The 19,365-nt window shown below is 54.2% G+C and carries 12 protein-coding genes, 4 tRNA genes and 3 rRNA genes; 16 read left to right on the top strand and 3 right to left on the bottom strand.

From position 1 onward, the window contains the following. Nucleotides 1-48 precede the first annotated feature (48 nt). From btuB to ACE3MN_RS25895, 9 genes are all read left to right on the top strand, one after another. On the top strand, nt 49-1,917 hold the full coding sequence (gene btuB, locus ACE3MN_RS25935; protein ID WP_116944324.1) for a TonB-dependent vitamin B12 receptor BtuB: 1,869 nt from the start codon (nt 49-51) through the stop codon (nt 1,915-1,917). Continuing rightward, entirely contained in the window at nt 1,862-2,716 is an 855-nt protein-coding gene (gene murI / locus ACE3MN_RS25930; protein ID WP_102650330.1) for a glutamate racemase, read from the top strand. The genes btuB and murI overlap by 56 nt, the downstream gene beginning before the upstream one ends. Nucleotides 2,717-3,094: 378 nt before the next feature. Further along, a 16S ribosomal RNA gene (locus ACE3MN_RS25925) occupies nt 3,095-4,634 on the top strand. A 71-nt stretch (nt 4,635-4,705) separates the two neighbouring features. Next, a tRNA-Ile gene (locus ACE3MN_RS25920) sits at nt 4,706-4,782 on the top strand. 108 nt (nt 4,783-4,890) lie between these two features. After that, nucleotides 4,891-4,966: transfer RNA gene (locus ACE3MN_RS25915), tRNA-Ala, on the top strand. 178 nt (nt 4,967-5,144) lie between these two features. Further along, a 23S ribosomal RNA gene (locus ACE3MN_RS25910) occupies nt 5,145-8,051 on the top strand. Between the two features lie 67 nt (nt 8,052-8,118). Beyond that, a 5S ribosomal RNA gene (gene rrf / locus ACE3MN_RS25905) occupies nt 8,119-8,234 on the top strand. The 16S, 23S and 5S rRNA genes sit together here with 4 tRNA genes alongside, the layout of an rRNA operon. Nucleotides 8,235-8,289: 55 nt before the next feature. Next, nucleotides 8,290-8,366 (top strand) — tRNA-Asp (locus tag ACE3MN_RS25900). Nucleotides 8,367-8,420: 54 nt separating this feature from the next. After that, nucleotides 8,421-8,496 (top strand) — tRNA-Trp (locus tag ACE3MN_RS25895). Between the two features lie 82 nt (nt 8,497-8,578). Here the strand turns inward: ACE3MN_RS25895 and hdfR are convergent. Then, entirely contained in the window at nt 8,579-9,400 is an 822-nt protein-coding gene (gene hdfR / locus ACE3MN_RS25890) for an HTH-type transcriptional regulator HdfR (RefSeq protein WP_024360645.1), read from the bottom strand. Nucleotides 9,401-9,518: 118 nt separating this feature from the next. Here hdfR and ACE3MN_RS25885 point away from each other — a divergent pair, with 118 nt between their 5' ends. Next, a complete protein-coding gene (locus ACE3MN_RS25885) occupies nt 9,519-9,857 on the top strand; it encodes a DUF413 domain-containing protein (RefSeq protein WP_004097464.1) in 339 nt (112 codons plus the stop codon). Nucleotides 9,858-9,880: 23 nt separating this feature from the next. Here ACE3MN_RS25885 and ACE3MN_RS25880 read toward each other — a convergent pair whose 3' ends face one another. Next, nucleotides 9,881-11,401, bottom strand: coding sequence for a YifB family Mg chelatase-like AAA ATPase (locus ACE3MN_RS25880; protein ID WP_102650361.1), 1,521 nt, complete (start codon nt 11,399-11,401; stop codon nt 9,881-9,883). A gap of 349 nt (nt 11,402-11,750) precedes the next feature. Here ACE3MN_RS25880 and ilvL point away from each other — a divergent pair, with 349 nt between their 5' ends. The 6 genes from ilvL to ilvA all read left to right on the top strand — a co-directional run bounded on the left by ilvL (nt 11,751) and on the right by ilvA (nt 18,293). After that, nucleotides 11,751-11,849, top strand: coding sequence for an ilv operon leader peptide (gene ilvL / locus ACE3MN_RS25875; protein ID WP_001311244.1), 99 nt, complete (start codon nt 11,751-11,753; stop codon nt 11,847-11,849). Nucleotides 11,850-11,988: 139 nt separating this feature from the next. After that, nucleotides 11,989-13,635, top strand: a complete 1,647-nt coding sequence (gene ilvG / locus ACE3MN_RS25870; RefSeq protein WP_024360643.1) for an acetolactate synthase 2 catalytic subunit — start codon at nt 11,989-11,991, stop codon at nt 13,633-13,635. Next, nucleotides 13,632-13,889: an acetolactate synthase 2 small subunit gene (gene ilvM, locus ACE3MN_RS25865; RefSeq protein WP_004107599.1), complete on the top strand. Its 258-nt coding sequence runs from the start codon at nt 13,632-13,634 to the stop codon at nt 13,887-13,889. Before ilvG ends, ilvM begins: the two co-directional genes overlap by 4 nt. A gap of 16 nt (nt 13,890-13,905) precedes the next feature. Continuing rightward, the gene (locus ACE3MN_RS25860; RefSeq protein WP_004097473.1) at nt 13,906-14,835 is read left to right on the top strand and encodes a branched-chain amino acid transaminase; all 930 of its coding nucleotides are present in this window, start codon (nt 13,906-13,908) and stop codon (nt 14,833-14,835) included. Nucleotides 14,836-14,895: 60 nt separating this feature from the next. Beyond that, on the top strand, nt 14,896-16,746 hold the full coding sequence (gene ilvD, locus ACE3MN_RS25855; RefSeq protein ID WP_024360642.1) for a dihydroxy-acid dehydratase: 1,851 nt from the start codon (nt 14,896-14,898) through the stop codon (nt 16,744-16,746). A gap of 2 nt (nt 16,747-16,748) precedes the next feature. Beyond that, nucleotides 16,749-18,293, top strand: a complete 1,545-nt coding sequence (ilvA, locus tag ACE3MN_RS25850; protein WP_004133308.1) for a threonine ammonia-lyase, biosynthetic — start codon at nt 16,749-16,751, stop codon at nt 18,291-18,293. Between the two features lie 58 nt (nt 18,294-18,351). Here ilvA and ilvY read toward each other — a convergent pair whose 3' ends face one another. Then, nucleotides 18,352-19,242, bottom strand: coding sequence for an HTH-type transcriptional activator IlvY (gene ilvY, locus ACE3MN_RS25845; protein WP_024360641.1), 891 nt, complete (start codon nt 19,240-19,242; stop codon nt 18,352-18,354). Nucleotides 19,243-19,365 lie beyond the last annotated feature (123 nt).

Here is a 19,365-nt window from a genome sequence, read left to right as displayed (position 1 = left end):
CTACTGATAGAGCCGGCGGCATCCTTTGTTTATTACGGATGCTTTAAAATGATTAAAAAAGCTTCGCTGATGACGGCGCTCTCCGTCACGGCATTTTCCGGCTGGGCGCAGGACAGCAATTCAGATACGTTAGTGGTCACAGCAAACCGTTTTCAACAGCCGGTCAATACGGTCCTTGCGCCGACTGATGTGGTTACCCGGGAAGATATCGAGCGCTGGCAGGCGAAAGATTTGAACGATGTGATGCGCCGATTGCCTGGCGTGGACGTCGCGCAAAATGGCGGCATGGGGCAATCTTCCTCTCTGTTTATCCGTGGTACTGAAGCTAAACAGGTACTGGTGCTGGTTGACGGCGTTCCCATGGTCCGACCTGGAATTACAAACAACCCTGATTTGAATCAGATCCCTTTATCACTGGTGCAGCGCGTCGAATATATCCGTGGCCCGCGTTCGGCGATTTATGGTTCCGGGGCTATGGGCGGGGTGATTAACGTCATTACGCATTCTGATAAAGAACAATCCAAAATTACCGCTGGGGTAGGTTCTAAAGGTTACCAACAATATGACGGCACCCTGCGCCATCGCTTTGGCGATACGGTGGCGACGGTTGCGGGCTCCTATGAGGGTAATAAAGGCTTCAACGTTCAGCCAGGTTCAACCTGGGAGCACGACGGCGATCGCGACGGTTTTCGTAATAAAACGTTTTGGGGCAGCCTCGAGCATAAATTTAACGAGAATTTTGACGGTTTCTTCCGCGGACACAGCTATACCAACAACTCTGATTACGATCTTGGAAGCCCGCCGTATAGCCCGGCCTACAGCGCCGATGAAAACCAGCTCTACAACCAAAGCTGGGATGCGGGGCTGAACTTTAATTCCGGTATCTACTCCTCTCAGCTTATCGCCAGCTATCAGAAGGTAAAGGACTATAACTACAGCAGTATTTATGGTCGTTATAATGATGGGACGACGCTCGACAGGATGACGCAGCGTAACCTGCAGTGGGGCAATAACGTTATTGTGGGTCATGGTTCTGTCAGCGCAGGGGTGGACTGGCAGCAGCAGCGATTAACGTCATCAGACACGACGATGTCGGATACCTATAAACGTGACAATACGGGGTTATATCTGACGGGCCAGCAGCAGTTTGGCGATGTGACCCTCGAAGCTTCCGGGCGTGAAGACCACGATGAGCAGTTTGGCTGGCACGGTACCTGGCAGACGACCGCAGGCTGGGAATTTGTCGAAAACTATCGCCTGACCCTCGGCTACGGTACCGGCTTCCTTGCGCCTTCGTTAGGGCAACAGTTTGGTTCGACCCGATTTGGTATCAACGCGAATCCCAACCTGAAGCCTGAAGAGTCGAAGCAGTGGGAAGCGGGGCTGGAAGGGCTCACTGGTCCCGTGGACTGGCGCTTGTCCGCGTACCATTACAAGATTACTAATCTGATTACCTATTACTCCGATCCTGTCACCTATGAAGGGGAGTACGACAATATTAATGCCGCGACGATTAAAGGCGTGGAGTGGACGGGAAGTGTCGACACCGGTATTTTCAGCCATCGCGTAACGTTGCAGTATGTCGATCCGCGTAACGATGATAACGGTGAAGTGCTGGCCCGACGTTCTAAACGACAGGCAAAGTATCAGCTGGACTGGTCCGTGTTTGATGTCGATATGGATGTGTCCTGGCAGTATTATGGGAAGCGCTACGATAACAACACCTCCCAGTACAACAATACGCAAAGGATTTTGCCGAGCTACAGCACGGTAGACGTTTCTGCATCGTATCCGATCACCGATCGCCTGACAGTTCGTGGTAAAATAGCTAACCTGTTCGATAAAGATTACGAGACAGCTTATGGCTACCAAACTGCAGGACGAGAATACTACTTGTCTGGCAGCTACACCTTCTGATCCACGTCCCACCGTGCTGGTGTTTGATTCCGGCGTCGGTGGGCTGTCGGTTTACAACGAGATTCGGCAGCTTCTGCCGGATCTGCATTATATCTACGCTTTCGACAACGTCGCCTTCCCATATGGCGAGAAGAGCGAAGAATTCATTGTTGAACGCGTCCTGGAGATTGTGACCGCCGTTCAGCAGCGCTATCCGCTGGCGCTGGCCGTTATTGCCTGTAACACCGCAAGTACCGTTTCCCTCCCCGCATTACGCGATAAATTCGCCTTTCCGGTTGTCGGCGTCGTTCCGGCGATAAAACCCGCGGCACGCTTAACGGCGAATGGCGTTGTTGGCCTGCTGGCAACGCGCGGAACGGTAAAACGTCCTTATACGCGCGAACTGATCTCCCGCTTTGCGAATGAATGCAAAATCGAAATGCTGGGGTCGGCAGAGCTGGTGGAGCTGGCGGAGGCTAAGCTCCACGGTGAGCCGGTCCCGCTGGATGAACTGCGGCGTATCCTGCGTCCCTGGCTGCGAATGCAGGAACCGCCTGATACGGTTGTGCTGGGGTGTACGCATTTCCCTCTATTACAGGAAGAGCTGCAGCAGGTTCTGCCGGAAGGGACGAGAATGATCGACTCCGGGGCGGCGATTGCGCGTCGCACGGCCTGGCTATTAGAGCACGAAGCGCCTGACGCAAAATCGAGTGATGCCAATATTGCCTACTGTATGGCGCTGACGCCTGAAACCGAACAGCTTTTGAGCGTTTTGCGGCGCTACGGCTTCGAATCGCTGGAAAAATTACCGCTTTCATAGCGTTTTGCACAAAAAAGAGACGGTTGAAAGATTTTTTGAAAACAGGGCTTGTCAACGTCTCAGAACTCCCTATAATGCGCCTCCACTGACACGGAACAACGGCACGCAAGCCGCCGGGTCAGCGGGATTCAGCGATGAATACCGACAGAGAAAAGCAAAATTAAACGCTTGACTCTGAATGAGGAAAACGTATTATACGGGACCTCGCAACGGTGAGCGAAAGCCGCGTTGCACTGCTCTTTAACAATTTATCAGACAATCTGTGTGGGCACTCAAAGTGACATGGATTCTTAACGTCTTCGGACGAAAAATGAATACCAAGTCTCTGAGTGAACATACGTAATTCATTACGAAGTTTAATTCACGAGCATCAAACTTAAATTGAAGAGTTTGATCATGGCTCAGATTGAACGCTGGCGGCAGGCCTAACACATGCAAGTCGAACGGTAGCACAGAGAGCTTGCTCTCGGGTGACGAGTGGCGGACGGGTGAGTAATGTCTGGGAAACTGCCTGATGGAGGGGGATAACTACTGGAAACGGTAGCTAATACCGCATAACGTCGCAAGACCAAAGAGGGGGACCTTCGGGCCTCTTGCCATCAGATGTGCCCAGATGGGATTAGCTAGTAGGTGGGGTAACGGCTCACCTAGGCGACGATCCCTAGCTGGTCTGAGAGGATGACCAGCCACACTGGAACTGAGACACGGTCCAGACTCCTACGGGAGGCAGCAGTGGGGAATATTGCACAATGGGCGCAAGCCTGATGCAGCCATGCCGCGTGTATGAAGAAGGCCTTCGGGTTGTAAAGTACTTTCAGCGGGGAGGAAGGCGATAAGGTTAATAACCTTGTCGATTGACGTTACCCGCAGAAGAAGCACCGGCTAACTCCGTGCCAGCAGCCGCGGTAATACGGAGGGTGCAAGCGTTAATCGGAATTACTGGGCGTAAAGCGCACGCAGGCGGTCTGTCAAGTCGGATGTGAAATCCCCGGGCTCAACCTGGGAACTGCATTCGAAACTGGCAGGCTGGAGTCTTGTAGAGGGGGGTAGAATTCCAGGTGTAGCGGTGAAATGCGTAGAGATCTGGAGGAATACCGGTGGCGAAGGCGGCCCCCTGGACAAAGACTGACGCTCAGGTGCGAAAGCGTGGGGAGCAAACAGGATTAGATACCCTGGTAGTCCACGCTGTAAACGATGTCGACTTGGAGGTTGTTCCCTTGAGGAGTGGCTTCCGGAGCTAACGCGTTAAGTCGACCGCCTGGGGAGTACGGCCGCAAGGTTAAAACTCAAATGAATTGACGGGGGCCCGCACAAGCGGTGGAGCATGTGGTTTAATTCGATGCAACGCGAAGAACCTTACCTACTCTTGACATCCAGAGAACTTAGCAGAGATGCTTTGGTGCCTTCGGGAACTCTGAGACAGGTGCTGCATGGCTGTCGTCAGCTCGTGTTGTGAAATGTTGGGTTAAGTCCCGCAACGAGCGCAACCCTTATCCTTTGTTGCCAGCGATTCGGTCGGGAACTCAAAGGAGACTGCCAGTGATAAACTGGAGGAAGGTGGGGATGACGTCAAGTCATCATGGCCCTTACGAGTAGGGCTACACACGTGCTACAATGGCATATACAAAGAGAAGCGACCTCGCGAGAGCAAGCGGACCTCATAAAGTATGTCGTAGTCCGGATTGGAGTCTGCAACTCGACTCCATGAAGTCGGAATCGCTAGTAATCGTGGATCAGAATGCCACGGTGAATACGTTCCCGGGCCTTGTACACACCGCCCGTCACACCATGGGAGTGGGTTGCAAAAGAAGTAGGTAGCTTAACCTTCGGGAGGGCGCTTACCACTTTGTGATTCATGACTGGGGTGAAGTCGTAACAAGGTAACCGTAGGGGAACCTGCGGTTGGATCACCTCCTTACCTGAAAGAACCTGCCTTTGTAGTGTCCACACAGATTGTCTGATGAAAAATAAGCAGTAAAAAATCTCTGCAGGCTTGTAGCTCAGGTGGTTAGAGCGCACCCCTGATAAGGGTGAGGTCGGTGGTTCAAGTCCACTCAGGCCTACCAAATTCGCTCCCGTGCTGCGTTGTGAAATAACTCGCATGCTTCAGTATGCTTCGTTCTTCCACGCCTTGCCCGGAACCGAATGACGGTAAATGAGATTTTAACTACGATGGGGCTATAGCTCAGCTGGGAGAGCGCCTGCTTTGCACGCAGGAGGTCTGCGGTTCGATCCCGCATAGCTCCACCATCTTTACTGCCAAAAACAAGAAAACTTCAGAGTGTACCTGAAAAGGTTCACTGCGAAGTTTTGCTCTTTAAAAATCTGGATCAAGCTGAAAATTGAAACGACACACAGTTAATGTGTGTTCGAGTCTCTCAAATTTTCGCGACACGATGATGTTTCACGAAACATCTTCGGGTTGTGAGGTTAAGCGACTAAGCGTACACGGTGGATGCCCTGGCAGTCAGAGGCGATGAAGGACGTGCTAATCTGCGAAAAGCGTCGGTAAGGTGATATGAACCGTTATAGCCGGCGATGTCCGAATGGGGAAACCCAGTGCAATTCGTTGCACTATCGTTTGATGAATACATAGTCAAACGAGGCGAACCGGGGGAACTGAAACATCTAAGTACCCCGAGGAAAAGAAATCAACCGAGATTCCCCCAGTAGCGGCGAGCGAACGGGGAGCAGCCCGGAGTCTGAATCAGCTTGTGTGTTAGTGGAAGCGTCTGGAAAGTCGCAGGGTACAGGGTGATACTCCCGTACACTAAAACGCACAGGCTGTGAACTCGAAGAGTAGGGCGGGACACGTGGTATCCTGTCTGAATATGGGGGGACCATCCTCCAAGGCTAAATACTCCTGACTGACCGATAGTGAACCAGTACCGTGAGGGAAAGGCGAAAAGAACCCCGGCGAGGGGAGTGAAAAAGAACCTGAAACCGTGTACGTACAAGCAGTAGGAGCCTCTTTATGGGGTGACTGCGTACCTTTTGTATAATGGGTCAGCGACTTATATTCTGTAGCAAGGTTAACCGTATAGGGGAGCCGCAGGGAAACCGAGTCTTAACTGGGCGTTAAGTTGCAGGGTATAGACCCGAAACCCGGTGATCTAGCCATGGGCAGGTTGAAGGTTGGGTAACACTAACTGGAGGACCGAACCGACTAATGTTGAAAAATTAGCGGATGACTTGTGGCTGGGGGTGAAAGGCCAATCAAACCGGGAGATAGCTGGTTCTCCCCGAAAGCTATTTAGGTAGCGCCTCGTGAACTCATCTTCGGGGGTAGAGCACTGTTTCGGCTAGGGGGTCATCCCGACTTACCAACCCGATGCAAACTACGAATACCGAAGAATGTTATCACGGGAGACACACGGCGGGTGCTAACGTCCGTCGTGAAGAGGGAAACAACCCAGACCGCCAGCTAAGGTCCCAAAGTCATGGTTAAGTGGGAAACGATGTGGGAAGGCCCAGACAGCCAGGATGTTGGCTTAGAAGCAGCCATCATTTAAAGAAAGCGTAATAGCTCACTGGTCGAGTCGGCCTGCGCGGAAGATGTAACGGGGCTAAACCATGCACCGAAGCTGCGGCAGCGACACTATGTGTTGTTGGGTAGGGGAGCGTTCTGTAAGCCGTTGAAGGTGGCCTGTGAGGGTTGCTGGAGGTATCAGAAGTGCGAATGCTGACATAAGTAACGATAATGCGGGTGAAAAACCCGCACGCCGGAAGACCAAGGGTTCCTGTCCAACGTTAATCGGGGCAGGGTGAGTCGACCCCTAAGGCGAGGCCGAAAGGCGTAGTCGATGGGAAACAGGTTAATATTCCTGTACTCGGTGTTACTGCGAAGGGGGGACGGAGAAGGCTATGTTGGCCGGGCGACGGTTGTCCCGGTTTAAGCATGTAGGCGGATGTTCCAGGTAAATCCGGAACGTTACTAACGCTGAGGTGTGATGACGAGGCACTACGGTGCTGAAGTGACAAATGCCCTGCTTCCAGGAAAAGCCTCTAAGCATCAGGTAACATCAAATCGTACCCCAAACCGACACAGGTGGTCAGGTAGAGAATACCAAGGCGCTTGAGAGAACTCGGGTGAAGGAACTAGGCAAAATGGTGCCGTAACTTCGGGAGAAGGCACGCTGATATGTAGGTGAAGTGGTTTACCCATGGAGCTGAAATCAGTCGAAGATACCAGCTGGCTGCAACTGTTTATTAAAAACACAGCACTGTGCAAACACGAAAGTGGACGTATACGGTGTGACGCCTGCCCGGTGCCGGAAGGTTAATTGATGGGGTTATCCGTAAGGAGAAGCTCTTGATCGAAGCCCCGGTAAACGGCGGCCGTAACTATAACGGTCCTAAGGTAGCGAAATTCCTTGTCGGGTAAGTTCCGACCTGCACGAATGGCGTAATGATGGCCAGGCTGTCTCCACCCGAGACTCAGTGAAATTGAACTCGCTGTGAAGATGCAGTGTACCCGCGGCAAGACGGAAAGACCCCGTGAACCTTTACTATAGCTTGACACTGAACACTGGTCCTTGATGTGTAGGATAGGTGGGAGGCTTTGAAGTGTGGACGCCAGTCTGCATGGAGCCATCCTTGAAATACCACCCTTTAATGGCTGGTGTTCTAACGTGGGCCCCTAATCGGGGTTGCGGACAGTGTCTGGTGGGTAGTTTGACTGGGGCGGTCTCCTCCTAAAGAGTAACGGAGGAGCACGAAGGTCAGCTAATCCTGGTCGGACATCAGGAGGTTAGTGCAATGGCATAAGCTGGCTTGACTGCGAGCGTGACGGCGCGAGCAGGTGCGAAAGCAGGTCATAGTGATCCGGTGGTTCTGAATGGAAGGGCCATCGCTCAACGGATAAAAGGTACTCCGGGGATAACAGGCTGATACCGCCCAAGAGTTCATATCGACGGCGGTGTTTGGCACCTCGATGTCGGCTCATCACATCCTGGGGCTGAAGTAGGTCCCAAGGGTATGGCTGTTCGCCATTTAAAGTGGTACGCGAGCTGGGTTTAGAACGTCGTGAGACAGTTCGGTCCCTATCTGCCGTGGGCGCTGGAGAATTGAGGGGGGCTGCTCCTAGTACGAGAGGACCGGAGTGGACGCATCACTGGTGTTCGGGTTGTCATGCCAATGGCATTGCCCGGTAGCTAAATGCGGAAGAGATAAGTGCTGAAAGCATCTAAGCACGAAACTTGCCCCGAGATGAGTTCTCCCTGACTCCTTGAGAGTCCTGAAGGAACGTTGAAGACGACGACGTTGATAGGCCGGGTGTGTAAGCGCAGCGATGCGTTGAGCTAACCGGTACTAATGAACCGTGAGGCTTAACCTTACAACGCCGAAGATGTTTTGGCGGATTTGAGAGAAGATTTTCAGCCTGATACAGATAACAGAATTTGCCTGGCGGCACTAGCGCGGTGGTCCCACCTGACCCCATGCCGAACTCAGAAGTGAAACGCCGTAGCGCCGATGGTAGTGTGGGGTCTCCCCATGTGAGAGTAGGGAACTGCCAGGCATCAAATTAAGTAGTAAGCCGGTGCATTAATCCGGTGGTTACAGAAGTATTCGGTGGAGCGGTAGTTCAGTCGGTTAGAATACCTGCCTGTCACGCAGGGGGTCGCGGGTTCGAGTCCCGTCCGTTCCGCCACTTATTAAAAAAATTAAGCCTGCTGATAATGCAGGCTTAATGATAAGAAAATTTAGGGGCGTAGCTCAGTTGGTAGAGCACCGGTCTCCAAAACCGGGTGTCGCGAGTTCGAGTCTCTCCGCCCCTGCCATATAATAATCCTTTGCTCAGGCAAAGGATTTTTTTTGCTTTAAATTTCCCGCCGATCCTCCTCCGTCCCTGGAGGAGTGCGTCTATCCCAATATATTGTGCTTCAGGATCTCACGAATCTGCGCTTGTTTGTCGCTGTTTTGTAGCCAAATTGCATAGAGGGGTCTTGAAAGCGTCGCACTGTCGGTCACCGTATGCAGGTTATTTTTCTCCTGCGCCCAGAGCACGGGCAACCATGTACAGCCCTTAAGGGCGCTGAGTTGCTGGTACGCTAATTCGGCAGAACTGGTGGTCAGCAGAGGAATATCATCATTTCCGATCAATCCGGCTTCATTTTGTTGAAAATCCGGCCCCCATTCCAGGCGTAAATAATTCAATTCATTCGTGTACTTAGCCGGTGATGAACAATAAAGCGCTAATGTAAAATTACCCAGTAACTGGCTGCTTAGTTCATCCATCTTCGGCGATTCTGTCGTGATCAAGAGATCAAGCTGGCGTTCATGCAGCTGTTTGACCAGCGATTGGCGCTGCGCAATCCGCGCCTCAAACTGGAGGTTATAGGGCTCCGTATAGAGCTTGCCCAGCCATCCGTTAAGCAGACATTCCCAGAGAGAAGCGCTGGCACCGATCGAAAATTCATTATGTCGGGAAGCATTCGCGACCTCCTTGCGCGCAGCTTGCCAGGTATTCATCAGGGTTTCGGCGTAGGGCAGCAGTTTCTCTCCGGCTGAAGTCAGACGGATATTATTACGATGACGGGTAAAAAGGTTCACCCCCAGCTGGTTCTCCAGCTGACGAATACGAAAGCTAACTGCTGACTGCGTCAGATAAAGCGCCTCTGCGGCTCGGCCAAAGTGGCGAGTTCTGCTCACCTCAAGGAAAGTCTTCAGCAATTCCGTATCCACACTCTTCTCCGCAAAATTATTTGTCGTGATGATTTAAATGTTTTGTTTGACGCTCTGTCAAGCGTAACTAATACTCCGCGCCATAATTAGCTCGGCCAAAGAATCAGGAGCGTGTAGGATGGCGGAAAGCTTTACGACAACTAATCGTTTTTTCGACAATAAAAATTATCCGCGCGGGTTTTCCCGTCATGGAGATTTCACCATCAAAGAGGCGCAACTGCTGGAACGTCATGGTTATGCCTTTAATGAACTCGAACTAGGTAAACGCGAGCCTGTCACCGACGATGAAAAACAGTTTGTTTCGGTATGCCGTGGTGAACGTGAGCCCGCAACGGAAGCAGAACGCGTCTGGATTAAGTACATGGCGCGCATTAAGCGTCCGAAGCGTTTCCATACTCTGTCCGGCGGCAAGCCGCAGGTGGAAGGTACGGAAGATTACACAGAAAGCGATGATTAAGAAAAAGGGCGTAAGCCCTTTTTTTACGCCATCATTTTTTGTAGATGGCTCAACATTCTGTCTATTGCCCTATAGCCGAGAGCCTCCTGCAGATGATGACGTTCGATGCAATCGACGGCTTCAATATCCGCAATAGTCCGGGAAACTTTAAGCAGGCGTTGCCAGGCGCGGATTGAAAGTCCAAGCTGAGTTAGCGTCTGCTCCAGCCAGATAGCGTCATCTTGATGAAGCCGGCAGCAGATTTTCATCTCATCATTTCCCAGATGCGCATTAAGTTTTTTCTGTCGTGATAGCTGTCTTTCGCGTGCGGCCAGAACACGTTGACGCACGCTGGCGCTACTTTCCTCCTCGTGTGTTCCCTGACTGAGTACTCCCGGCGGCGGAAGTGGGATCTCCAGAGAGAGATCGAACCGGTCGAGAAACGGGCCGGATAAACGGCCCAGGTAGCGTAGCGTCTGTTGTGGCGAGGCGCGATTATGCTGGCCCTGATAGTGCCCTGTCGGGCTGGGGTTCATCGCTGCAATAAGCTGGAAACGGGCCGGATAATCAATTTTGGCGCGCGTGCGAGAGATATGGATAACCCCTGACTCAATCGGTTCTCGTAACGCATCCAGTACCCTGCGTTCGAATTCAGGCAGCTCATCCAGAAACAGGACGCCATTATGGGCCAGCGAGATCTCTCCTGGTGCCGGAATTGAGCCGCCACCCACCATGGCCGCCAGGGAGGCGCTATGATGCGGGGCGCGAAAGGGCCTGCGACGCCAATTTTTCGTCGCACGCGTGGAATCGACCAGGCTATGTATTGCCGCGCTTTCCAGCGCCTCCGGGTTACTCAACGGCGGTAGCAGTCCCGGTAATCGACTGGCGAGCATCGTTTTACCGGTGCCGGGCGGGCCTATCATCAGCAGGTTGTGGCCACCTGCGGCGATAATTTCCAGCGCGCGTTTCCCCTGCTGCTGGCCAATAACATCACGCAGGTCAACCGGTGTATCATCCGAATACTCTCCTTCTAAGAGTGGAGGAGTGAGGGGATTGCGACCTTCGAGAAAAGCGCAGACTTCCTGGAGATCGGTGGCGATAAGGCAGTCACTGCCGCCGATTAATCCTACCTCCGGAGAATTCTCATTAGAGATAACAATCTTCCGACCCGCTTTTATTGCCTCCATGGCGCTGGATATGGCACCAGGAACGCCACGCAGAGCGCCTGTAAGCGCCAGCTCGCCGACAAACTCATATTGATTTAGCCTGGTAGCATTTAGCTGCTCTGAGGCCACCAGAAGCGCGAGAGCGATAGGTAAATCATATCTTCCACCTTCTTTTGGCAGATCGGCCGGAGCCAGATTAATGGTGATTTTTTTCGCCGGATAAGCGTAGCCGCTGTTGATAATCGCACTACGTACCCGGTCACGCGCTTCTCTCACCGTTGTTTCCGGCAGCCCTACCATGGTCAGGCCAGGGAGTCCGTTGCTGATATGAACTTCAACCGTGATAAGCGGGGCGCCGATCCCGAGAGCGGCGCGGGTGTAAACAATGGCGAGTGACATAAAACCTCCTGAGAGCCAGGATTATGTCGGGGATCTGTTATCGAGTAATTCGGCAATATTAAATTTTACATGCTTGCTTCCAGCCAATTTTTGGCCCATTGCCACTTTGCACTCGCTTTGGATACTGGCTCGCAAAACACGGTTGTCAGTCAGGAACAGAAAAAGTGCTGTGGAGTACGCCACAAATTGAAATATTTTCATTTCATATTTTTTCTATTAAAAACAATTGTTTTTTCGTAAATGGTTAGCAAGGTAAGAAATGCGGTCATAAAAAAATCTTGTGTTTAACGTGATGTCTGTGGTAACTCTTTAGGTATTCCTTCGAACATGAAGCCAGAAAGAACATAAAATGACAGCCCTTCTACGAGTGATTAGCCTGGTCGTGATTAGCGTGGTGGTGATTATTATCCCACCGTGCGGGGCTGCACTTGGACGAGGAAAGGCTTAAAAAACAAGCCTTAACGAACTAAGACCCCCGCACCGAAAGGTCCGGGGGTTTTTTTATAACTTAAAAACAGAAAAGAGGAGCAGACGATGGCTGGTAGCATAAAATTCTGTTTCTCTCGATCTACGACGGGGAAGTAACTATGAATGGGGCGCGGTGGGTAGTACATGCTTTGCGAGCACAGGGAGTCGATACCGTTTTTGGCTATCCGGGTGGAGCAATTATGCCGGTTTACGATGCATTGTATGACGGCGGCGTGGAACACCTATTGTGCCGGCATGAACAGGGCGCGGCTATGGCGGCTATCGGCTATGCCAGGGCTACCGGCAAAACCGGGGTGTGTATCGCCACTTCGGGGCCTGGCGCAACCAACCTGATCACCGGCCTCGCCGACGCGCTGCTTGATTCCGTTCCCGTTGTTGCTATCACCGGCCAGGTTGCCGCCCCGTTCATTGGCACCGACGCATTCCAGGAAGTTGATGTTCTCGGTTTATCGCTGGCTTGCACCAAGCACAGTTTCCTGGTGCAGTCGCTGGAAGAACTGCCGCGCATCATTGCCGAAGCTTTCCACGTAGCAAACTCCGGGCGCCCCGGTCCCGTGCTGGTCGATATCCCAAAAGACATCCAGCTGGCTCAGGGCGATCTCGATCCGCATTTTTCCATGGTAGCCGACGACGTTGATTTTCCATATGCGGATATCGAATACGCTTTGCAGATGCTGACTCAGTCGCAGAAGCCGATGTTATACGTTGGCGGCGGAGTGGGGATGGCGCAGGCGGTTCCGGCGCTGCGCGAATTTCTTACCGTCACGCAAATGCCAGCGACCGCCACCCTGAAAGGACTGGGGGTGGTGGCGGCGGATTATCCCTACTATCTGGGGATGCTGGGGATGCACGGCACCAAGGCGGCCAACCTGGCGGTACAGGAATGTGACCTACTGATCGCGGTAGGCGCCCGCTTTGACGATCGCGTCACCGGCAAGCTGAATACGTTTGCCCCGCACGCCAAAGTTATCCATATGGATATCGATCCGGCTGAACTGAACAAGCTCCGTCAGGCGCATATCGGCCTGACCGGCGATTTGAATGTAATGCTGCCCGCGCTGCAGCAGCCGCTGTCTATTGATGCCTGGCGTCAACGTAATGCGCAGCTGCGCGCCGAGCACGCCTGGCGCTACGATCATCCGGGCGAGGCCATCTATGCTCCGCTGCTGCTGAAGCAGCTTTCCGAGCGCAAACCAGCAGATTGCGTCGTGACCACCGATGTGGGCCAGCATCAGATGTGGTCAGCGCAGCATATGACCTATACGCGTCCGGAGAATTTCATCACTTCCAGCGGATTAGGGACAATGGGCTTTGGCCTGCCGGCAGCAGTAGGCGCGCAGGTGGCCCGCCCCGATGATACGGTTATCTGTATCTCCGGTGACGGCTCCTTCATGATGAACGTGCAGGAGCTGGGCACCGTAAAACGCAAGCAGCTGCCGCTGAAGATAGTCTTACTGGACAACCAGCGTTTAGGAATGGTTCGACAATGGCAGCAGCTGTTTTTTCAGGAACGTTATAGCGAAACCACTCTTACCGATAACCCCGATTTTCTTACTCTGGCCAGCGCCTTCGGCATCCCTGGTCAACACATCACCCGTAAAGACCAGGTTGAAGCGGCACTCGACACCATGCTTTCGAGCCAGGGGCCTTACCTGCTTCATGTCTCAATCGATGAACTTGAGAACGTCTGGCCGTTGGTGCCGCCCGGTGCCAGTAATGCAGAAATGCTGGAGAAATTATCATGATGCAACATCAGGTCGCCTTGCAGGCTCGCTTTAACCCTGAAACCTTAGAACGCGTGCTGCGCGTCGTGCGCCATCGCGGGTTCCAGATTTGCGCGATGAATATGGAAACCGCCGCCGATGCCCGGAATATTAATATCGAACTGACCGTTGCCAGCCAGCGGCCCGTCGAATTACTGTTTAGTCAATTAAGCAAACTGGTGGACGTCGCCTGCGTCGAGATCCAGCAACCTACATCACAACAAATTCGCGCCTGAGCGCAAAGGAAGAATAATGACGACGAAAAAAGCTGACTACATTTGGTTCAATGGCGAGATGGTTCCGTGGGGCGAGGCGAAGGTTCACGTGATGTCCCATGCGCTGCACTACGGGACGTCCGTATTTGAAGGCATCCGTTGCTACGACTCTCACAAGGGACCGGTGGTGTTCCGTCACCGTGAACATATGCAGCGTCTGCATGACTCAGCCAAAATCTATCGTTTCCCGGTTTCTCAGAGCGTCGATGAGCTGATGGAAGCCTGTCGCGAAGTTATTCGTAAAAACAGCCTGACCAGCGCCTATATCCGTCCGTTAGTCTTTGTCGGCGACGTTGGCATGGGCGTCAACCCGCCTCCGGGCTATAACACTGACGTGATCATCGCGGCGTTCCCGTGGGGCGCCTACCTGGGTGCCGAAGCGCTGGATCAGGGGATCGATGCGATGGTTTCTTCCTGGAATCGCGCGGCGCCAAACACCATTCCGACCGCGGCCAAAGCCGGCGGTAACTATCTCTCTTCGCTGCTGGTCGGCAGCGAAGCGCGTCGCCATGGCTATCAGGAAGGTATCGCGCTGGACGTGAACGGCTACATCTCTGAAGGCGCCGGTGAAAACCTGTTTGAAGTTAAAGATGGCGTGTTGTTTACTCCGCCGTTCACCTCTTCCGCGCTGCCGGGCATTACCCGCGACGCTATCATCAAGCTGGCGAAAGACCTGGGCCTGGAAGTCCGCGAGCAGGTATTGTCCCGCGAGTCCCTGTACCTGGCTGACGAAGTCTTTATGTCCGGGACTGCCGCAGAGATCACCCCAGTACGCAGCGTTGATGGTATTCAGGTGGGCGAAGGCCGCTGCGGCCCGATCACCAAGCGCATTCAGCAAGCATTCTTTGGCCTCTTCACCGGTGAAACCGAGGATAAATGGGGCTGGTTGGATCAGGTTAATCAATAAGCATAAAAAATGGGGCGACACGCAACGCCCCATTTCACCGAAACTGGGAGTAACTAAAGCATGCCTAAGTACCGTTCCGCCACAACCACTCACGGCCGTAATATGGCGGGTGCCCGCGCGCTGTGGCGCGCCACTGGAATGACCGACGATGATTTTGGTAAGCCGATTATCGCCGTGGTGAACTCTTTCACCCAGTTCGTGCCGGGCCACGTTCATCTGCGCGATCTCGGCAAACTGGTTGCTGAGCAAATCGAAGCCGCTGGCGGCGTCGCCAAAGAATTCAACACCATTGCGGTGGATGATGGTATCGCCATGGGCCACGGGGGTATGCTTTATTCACTGCCATCCCGCGAACTGATCGCCGACTCGGTGGAGTACATGGTTAATGCCCACTGCGCTGATGCGATGGTCTGTATCTCCAACTGCGACAAAATCACCCCGGGGATGTTAATGGCGTCTCTGCGCCTGAATATTCCGGTAATTTTTGTTTCCGGCGGCCCAATGGAAGCCGGGAAAACCAAGCTGTCCGATCAGATCATTAAACTCGATCTGGTCGATGCGATGATTCAGGGCGCTGACCCGAAAGTCTCCGACGATCAGAGCGATCAGGTTGAACGTTCCGCCTGCCCGACCTGCGGCTCTTGTTCAGGGATGTTCACCGCGAACTCCATGAACTGCCTGACCGAAGCGCTGGGCCTGTCGCAGCCGGGTAACGGCTCGCTGCTGGCGACTCACGCCGATCGCAAGCAGCTGTTCCTCAATGCGGGCTCGCGTATCGTTGAGCTGACTAAACGTTACTACGAGCAGGACGACGCCTCTGCGCTGCCGCGTAATATCGCCAATAAGGCGGCGTTTGAAAACGCCATGACGCTGGATATCGCCATGGGCGGCTCTACCAATACCGTTCTGCATCTGCTGGCGGCGGCGCAGGAAGCGGAAATCGACTTCACCATGAGCGATATCGATAAACTTTCCCGTAAAGTGCCGCAGCTGTGTAAGGTCGCGCCAAGTACGCAGAAATATCATATGGAAGATGTTCATCGCGCGGGCGGCGTATTGGGCATTTTAGGCGAACTGGATCGCGCCGGGCTGCTGAACCGCGACGTGAAAAACGTGCTTGGTTTGTCCCTGCCGCAGACGCTGGAGCAGTACGATATCACCGTCACGCAGGACGAAGCGGTCAAAAAAATGTTCCGCGCTGGCCCTGCGGGTATCCGCACAACGCAGGCTTTCTCTCAGAACTGCCGCTGGGATACCCTGGATGACGATCGCGCAGAAGGCTGTATCCGCTCGCTGGAACATGCTTACAGCAAGGACGGCGGTCTGGCGGTTCTGTACGGCAACTTTGCCGAGAATGGCTGCATCGTGAAAACCGCTGGCGTTGACGACAGCATCCTCAAATTTACCGGCCCGGCTAAGGTATACGAAAGCCAGGACGCGGCTGTGGATGCAATCCTCGGCGGCAAGGTTGTCGCCGGTGACGTGGTGGTTATTCGCTACGAAGGGCCGAAAGGCGGTCCGGGGATGCAGGAAATGCTCTACCCGACGACCTTCCTGAAATCAATGGGTCTGGGTAAAGCCTGCGCGCTGATTACCGATGGACGCTTCTCCGGCGGTACCTCGGGTCTTTCCATTGGCCACGTTTCTCCGGAAGCCGCCAGCGGTGGCAATATCGCGATCATTGAAGATGGCGACATGATTGCTATCGATATCCCGAACCGCGGTATTCAGCTGCAGCTGAGCGATGCCGAGATTGCGGCGCGCCGCGAAGCTCAGGAAGCGCGCGGTGATAAAGCATGGACGCCGAAAGATCGTGAGCGTCAGGTTTCCTTTGCCCTTCGCGCCTACGCCAGCCTGGCAACCAGCGCCGACAAAGGCGCGGTGCGTGATAAATCGAAACTTGGGGGTTAATGATGGCCGAGTCGCAACCCCTGTCCGCCGCCCCCGAGGGGGCGGAATACCTCAGAGCGGTACTGCGCGCGCCGGTATATGAAGCCGCGCAGATCACGCCGCTGCAAAAAATGGAAAAGCTCTCGTCGCGCCTCGATAACGTTGTGCTGGTGAAGCGTGAAGATCGTCAGCCGGTGCACAGCTTTAAGCTGCGCGGGGCGTACGCGATGATGGCGGGGCTGACGGAAGAGCAAAAATCGCATGGCGTGATTACCGCTTCGGCGGGTAATCATGCGCAGGGCGTGGCTTTCTCGGCTTCTCGCCTGGGCGTGAAGGCGCTGATCGTCATGCCAACCGCCACGGCGGATATCAAAGTCGATGCGGTGCGCGGCTTCGGCGGCGAAGTGCTGCTGCACGGCGCGAACTTTGATGAAGCCAAGGCCAAAGCTATCGAGCTGGCGCAACAGCAGGGCTTTACCTGGGTACCGCCTTTCGACCACCCGATGGTGATTGCCGGGCAGGGTACGCTGGCGCTGGAGCTGCTGCAGCAGGATGCCCATATCGATCGCGTATTTGTCCCGGTCGGCGGCGGCGGTCTTGCGGCGGGCGTGGCGGTGCTGATCAAACAGCTGATGCCGCAGATTAAGGTCATTGCGGTTGAGGCCGAGGATTCTGCCTGTCTGAAAGCCGCGCTGGATGCGGGTCATCCGGTTGATTTACCCCGCGTCGGGCTCTTTGCCGAAGGCGTAGCGGTTAAACGTATCGGCGATGAGACTTTCCGTCTGTGTCAGGAGTATCTCGACGACATCGTTACTGTCGATAGCGATGCCATCTGCGCGGCGATGAAAGACCTGTTTGAGGACGTACGCGCGGTGGCTGAACCTTCCGGGGCGCTGGCGCTGGCGGGGATGAAAAAATATATCGCTCAGCATAATATTCGCGGCGAACGCCTGGCGCACGTGCTTTCCGGCGCGAACGTCAACTTCCACGGCCTGCGCTACGTTTCCGAACGCTGCGAGCTGGGGGAACAGCGTGAAGCGCTGCTGGCGGTCACCATTCCGGAAGAGAAGGGTAGCTTCCTCAAGTTCTGCCAGCTGCTGGGCGGCCGTTCGGTCACCGAATTTAACTATCGCTTCGCCGATGCGAAAAATGCCTGCATTTTTGTCGGCGTGCGCCTGAGCCGTGGTCTGGAAGAGCGGAAAGAGATCCTCAACCTGCTGCACGAGGGCGGCTACAGCGTAGTGGATCTCTCTGACGATGAAATGGCTAAGCTTCACGTGCGCTATATGGTGGGCGGGCGTCCGTCGCAGCCGCTGCAGGAACGTTTGTTCAGCTTCGAGTTTCCGGAATCCCCCGGTGCCCTGCTGAAGTTCCTGCATACCCTTGGCACCCACTGGAACATTTCTCTGTTCCATTATCGCAGCCACGGTACCGATTATGGCCGCGTGCTGGCGGCATTCGAACTGGGCGATCACGAGCCTGATTTTGAAACCCGCTTGCATGAGCTGGGCTACGATTGTCACGACGAGAGCAATAATCCAGCGTTCAGGTTCTTCCTCGCAGGTTAGGCTGCGCAGCGCTTATCTGGCCTACGATCGGGTTGTAGGCCGGTTCAGGCATCCGGCACTAGTGGCCAGGCAGCAAATTCCAGAATGCATTAATCAGCGGCTCATGCAGCCGCTTTTTTGGCGCGCAGACGCCGAGTTCAAAAGGGGTCTTCTCGTCGCTGCGCTCCAGAATCATTACGCGATTGCGTACTGGTTCCGGGCTATTTTCCAGTACCACTTCCGGCAGCAGCGCGACGCCGCAGCCCAGCGCCACCATAGAAACCATGGCTTCATGTCCGCCCACCGTAGCGTAAATCGACGGATTACTGATTTTATGGCGGCGAAACCACAGCTCAATGCGGCGGCGCACGGGCCCTTGATCGGCCATAATGAAGGGTACCGTTGCCCAGTCGGGTTTCTCCACCGAGACCTGGTTGCGAACCGGACAAGGCAGCGCCGGGGCGATCAGCACCACCGCCAGATTCTCCAGCATAGAAAACGCCACCGCGCCAGGCAGCGTCTCGGGTTTCCCGGCAATCGCCAGATCGGCCTCACCCGTGACCACTTTCTCCATCGCATCGGCGGCATCGCCGGTGGTGAGCTTTATTTCCACCGAGGGATGTTCGGCGCGGAAACGATCGAGAATCGGCGGCAGATGACTGTAGGCGGCGGTCACCGAACAGAAGATATGCAGTTCGCCCGACAGCGACGGACCTTGCTGATCGATAGCGTGGCGCAGCTGCTGATACTGCAACAGCGTCTGCTGGGCAAAGGTGCGGAGCTCTTCTCCCGCTTCGGTAAGCGTTACCGTGCGGTTATCGCGGACAAACAGCGGCTGCCCAAGGTCTTCTTCCAGGCGCTGAATCTGCCGGGAAAGCGTGGAGGGGCTGACGTGCATCGCTCGCGCGCTGCGGCCAAAATGGCGGCTTTCCGCCAGATGCAGGAAGGTTTTTAGATCGCGTAAGTCCACCGGCGGCACTCCACAATTTTACATTGCAGAAATTGCAACGTGACGTTGTGAATATATCAATTTCCGCAATAAATTTCCTGTCATATAGTAAGTTCATTCTCTCTTGCACAGACACGGCAAGCG

It is taken from the genome of Klebsiella grimontii (assembly GCF_042137965.1).
In the GTDB taxonomy this organism is placed as follows: Bacteria; Pseudomonadota; Gammaproteobacteria; order Enterobacterales; family Enterobacteriaceae; genus Klebsiella; species Klebsiella grimontii.
Note: the sequence above shows the minus strand (reverse complement) of the source record. Positions and strands in the feature narration are given on the sequence as shown.

Coding starts and splice junctions, on each gene's coding strand:
- btuB (WP_116944324.1), top strand. CDS start 49: ATGATTAAAAAAGCTTCGCTGATGACGGCGCTCTCCGTCACGGCATTT.
- murI (WP_102650330.1), top strand. CDS start 1,862: ATGGCTACCAAACTGCAGGACGAGAATACTACTTGTCTGGCAGCTACA.
- ACE3MN_RS25885 (WP_004097464.1), top strand. CDS start 9,519: ATGGCGGAAAGCTTTACGACAACTAATCGTTTTTTCGACAATAAAAAT.
- ACE3MN_RS25880 (WP_102650361.1), bottom strand. CDS start 11,401: ATGTCACTCGCCATTGTTTACACCCGCGCCGCTCTCGGGATCGGCGCC.
- ilvL (WP_001311244.1), top strand. CDS start 11,751: ATGACAGCCCTTCTACGAGTGATTAGCCTGGTCGTGATTAGCGTGGTG.
- ilvG (WP_024360643.1), top strand. CDS start 11,989: ATGAATGGGGCGCGGTGGGTAGTACATGCTTTGCGAGCACAGGGAGTC.
- ilvM (WP_004107599.1), top strand. CDS start 13,632: ATGATGCAACATCAGGTCGCCTTGCAGGCTCGCTTTAACCCTGAAACC.
- ACE3MN_RS25860 (WP_004097473.1), top strand. CDS start 13,906: ATGACGACGAAAAAAGCTGACTACATTTGGTTCAATGGCGAGATGGTT.
- ilvD (WP_024360642.1), top strand. CDS start 14,896: ATGCCTAAGTACCGTTCCGCCACAACCACTCACGGCCGTAATATGGCG.
- ilvA (WP_004133308.1), top strand. CDS start 16,749: ATGGCCGAGTCGCAACCCCTGTCCGCCGCCCCCGAGGGGGCGGAATAC.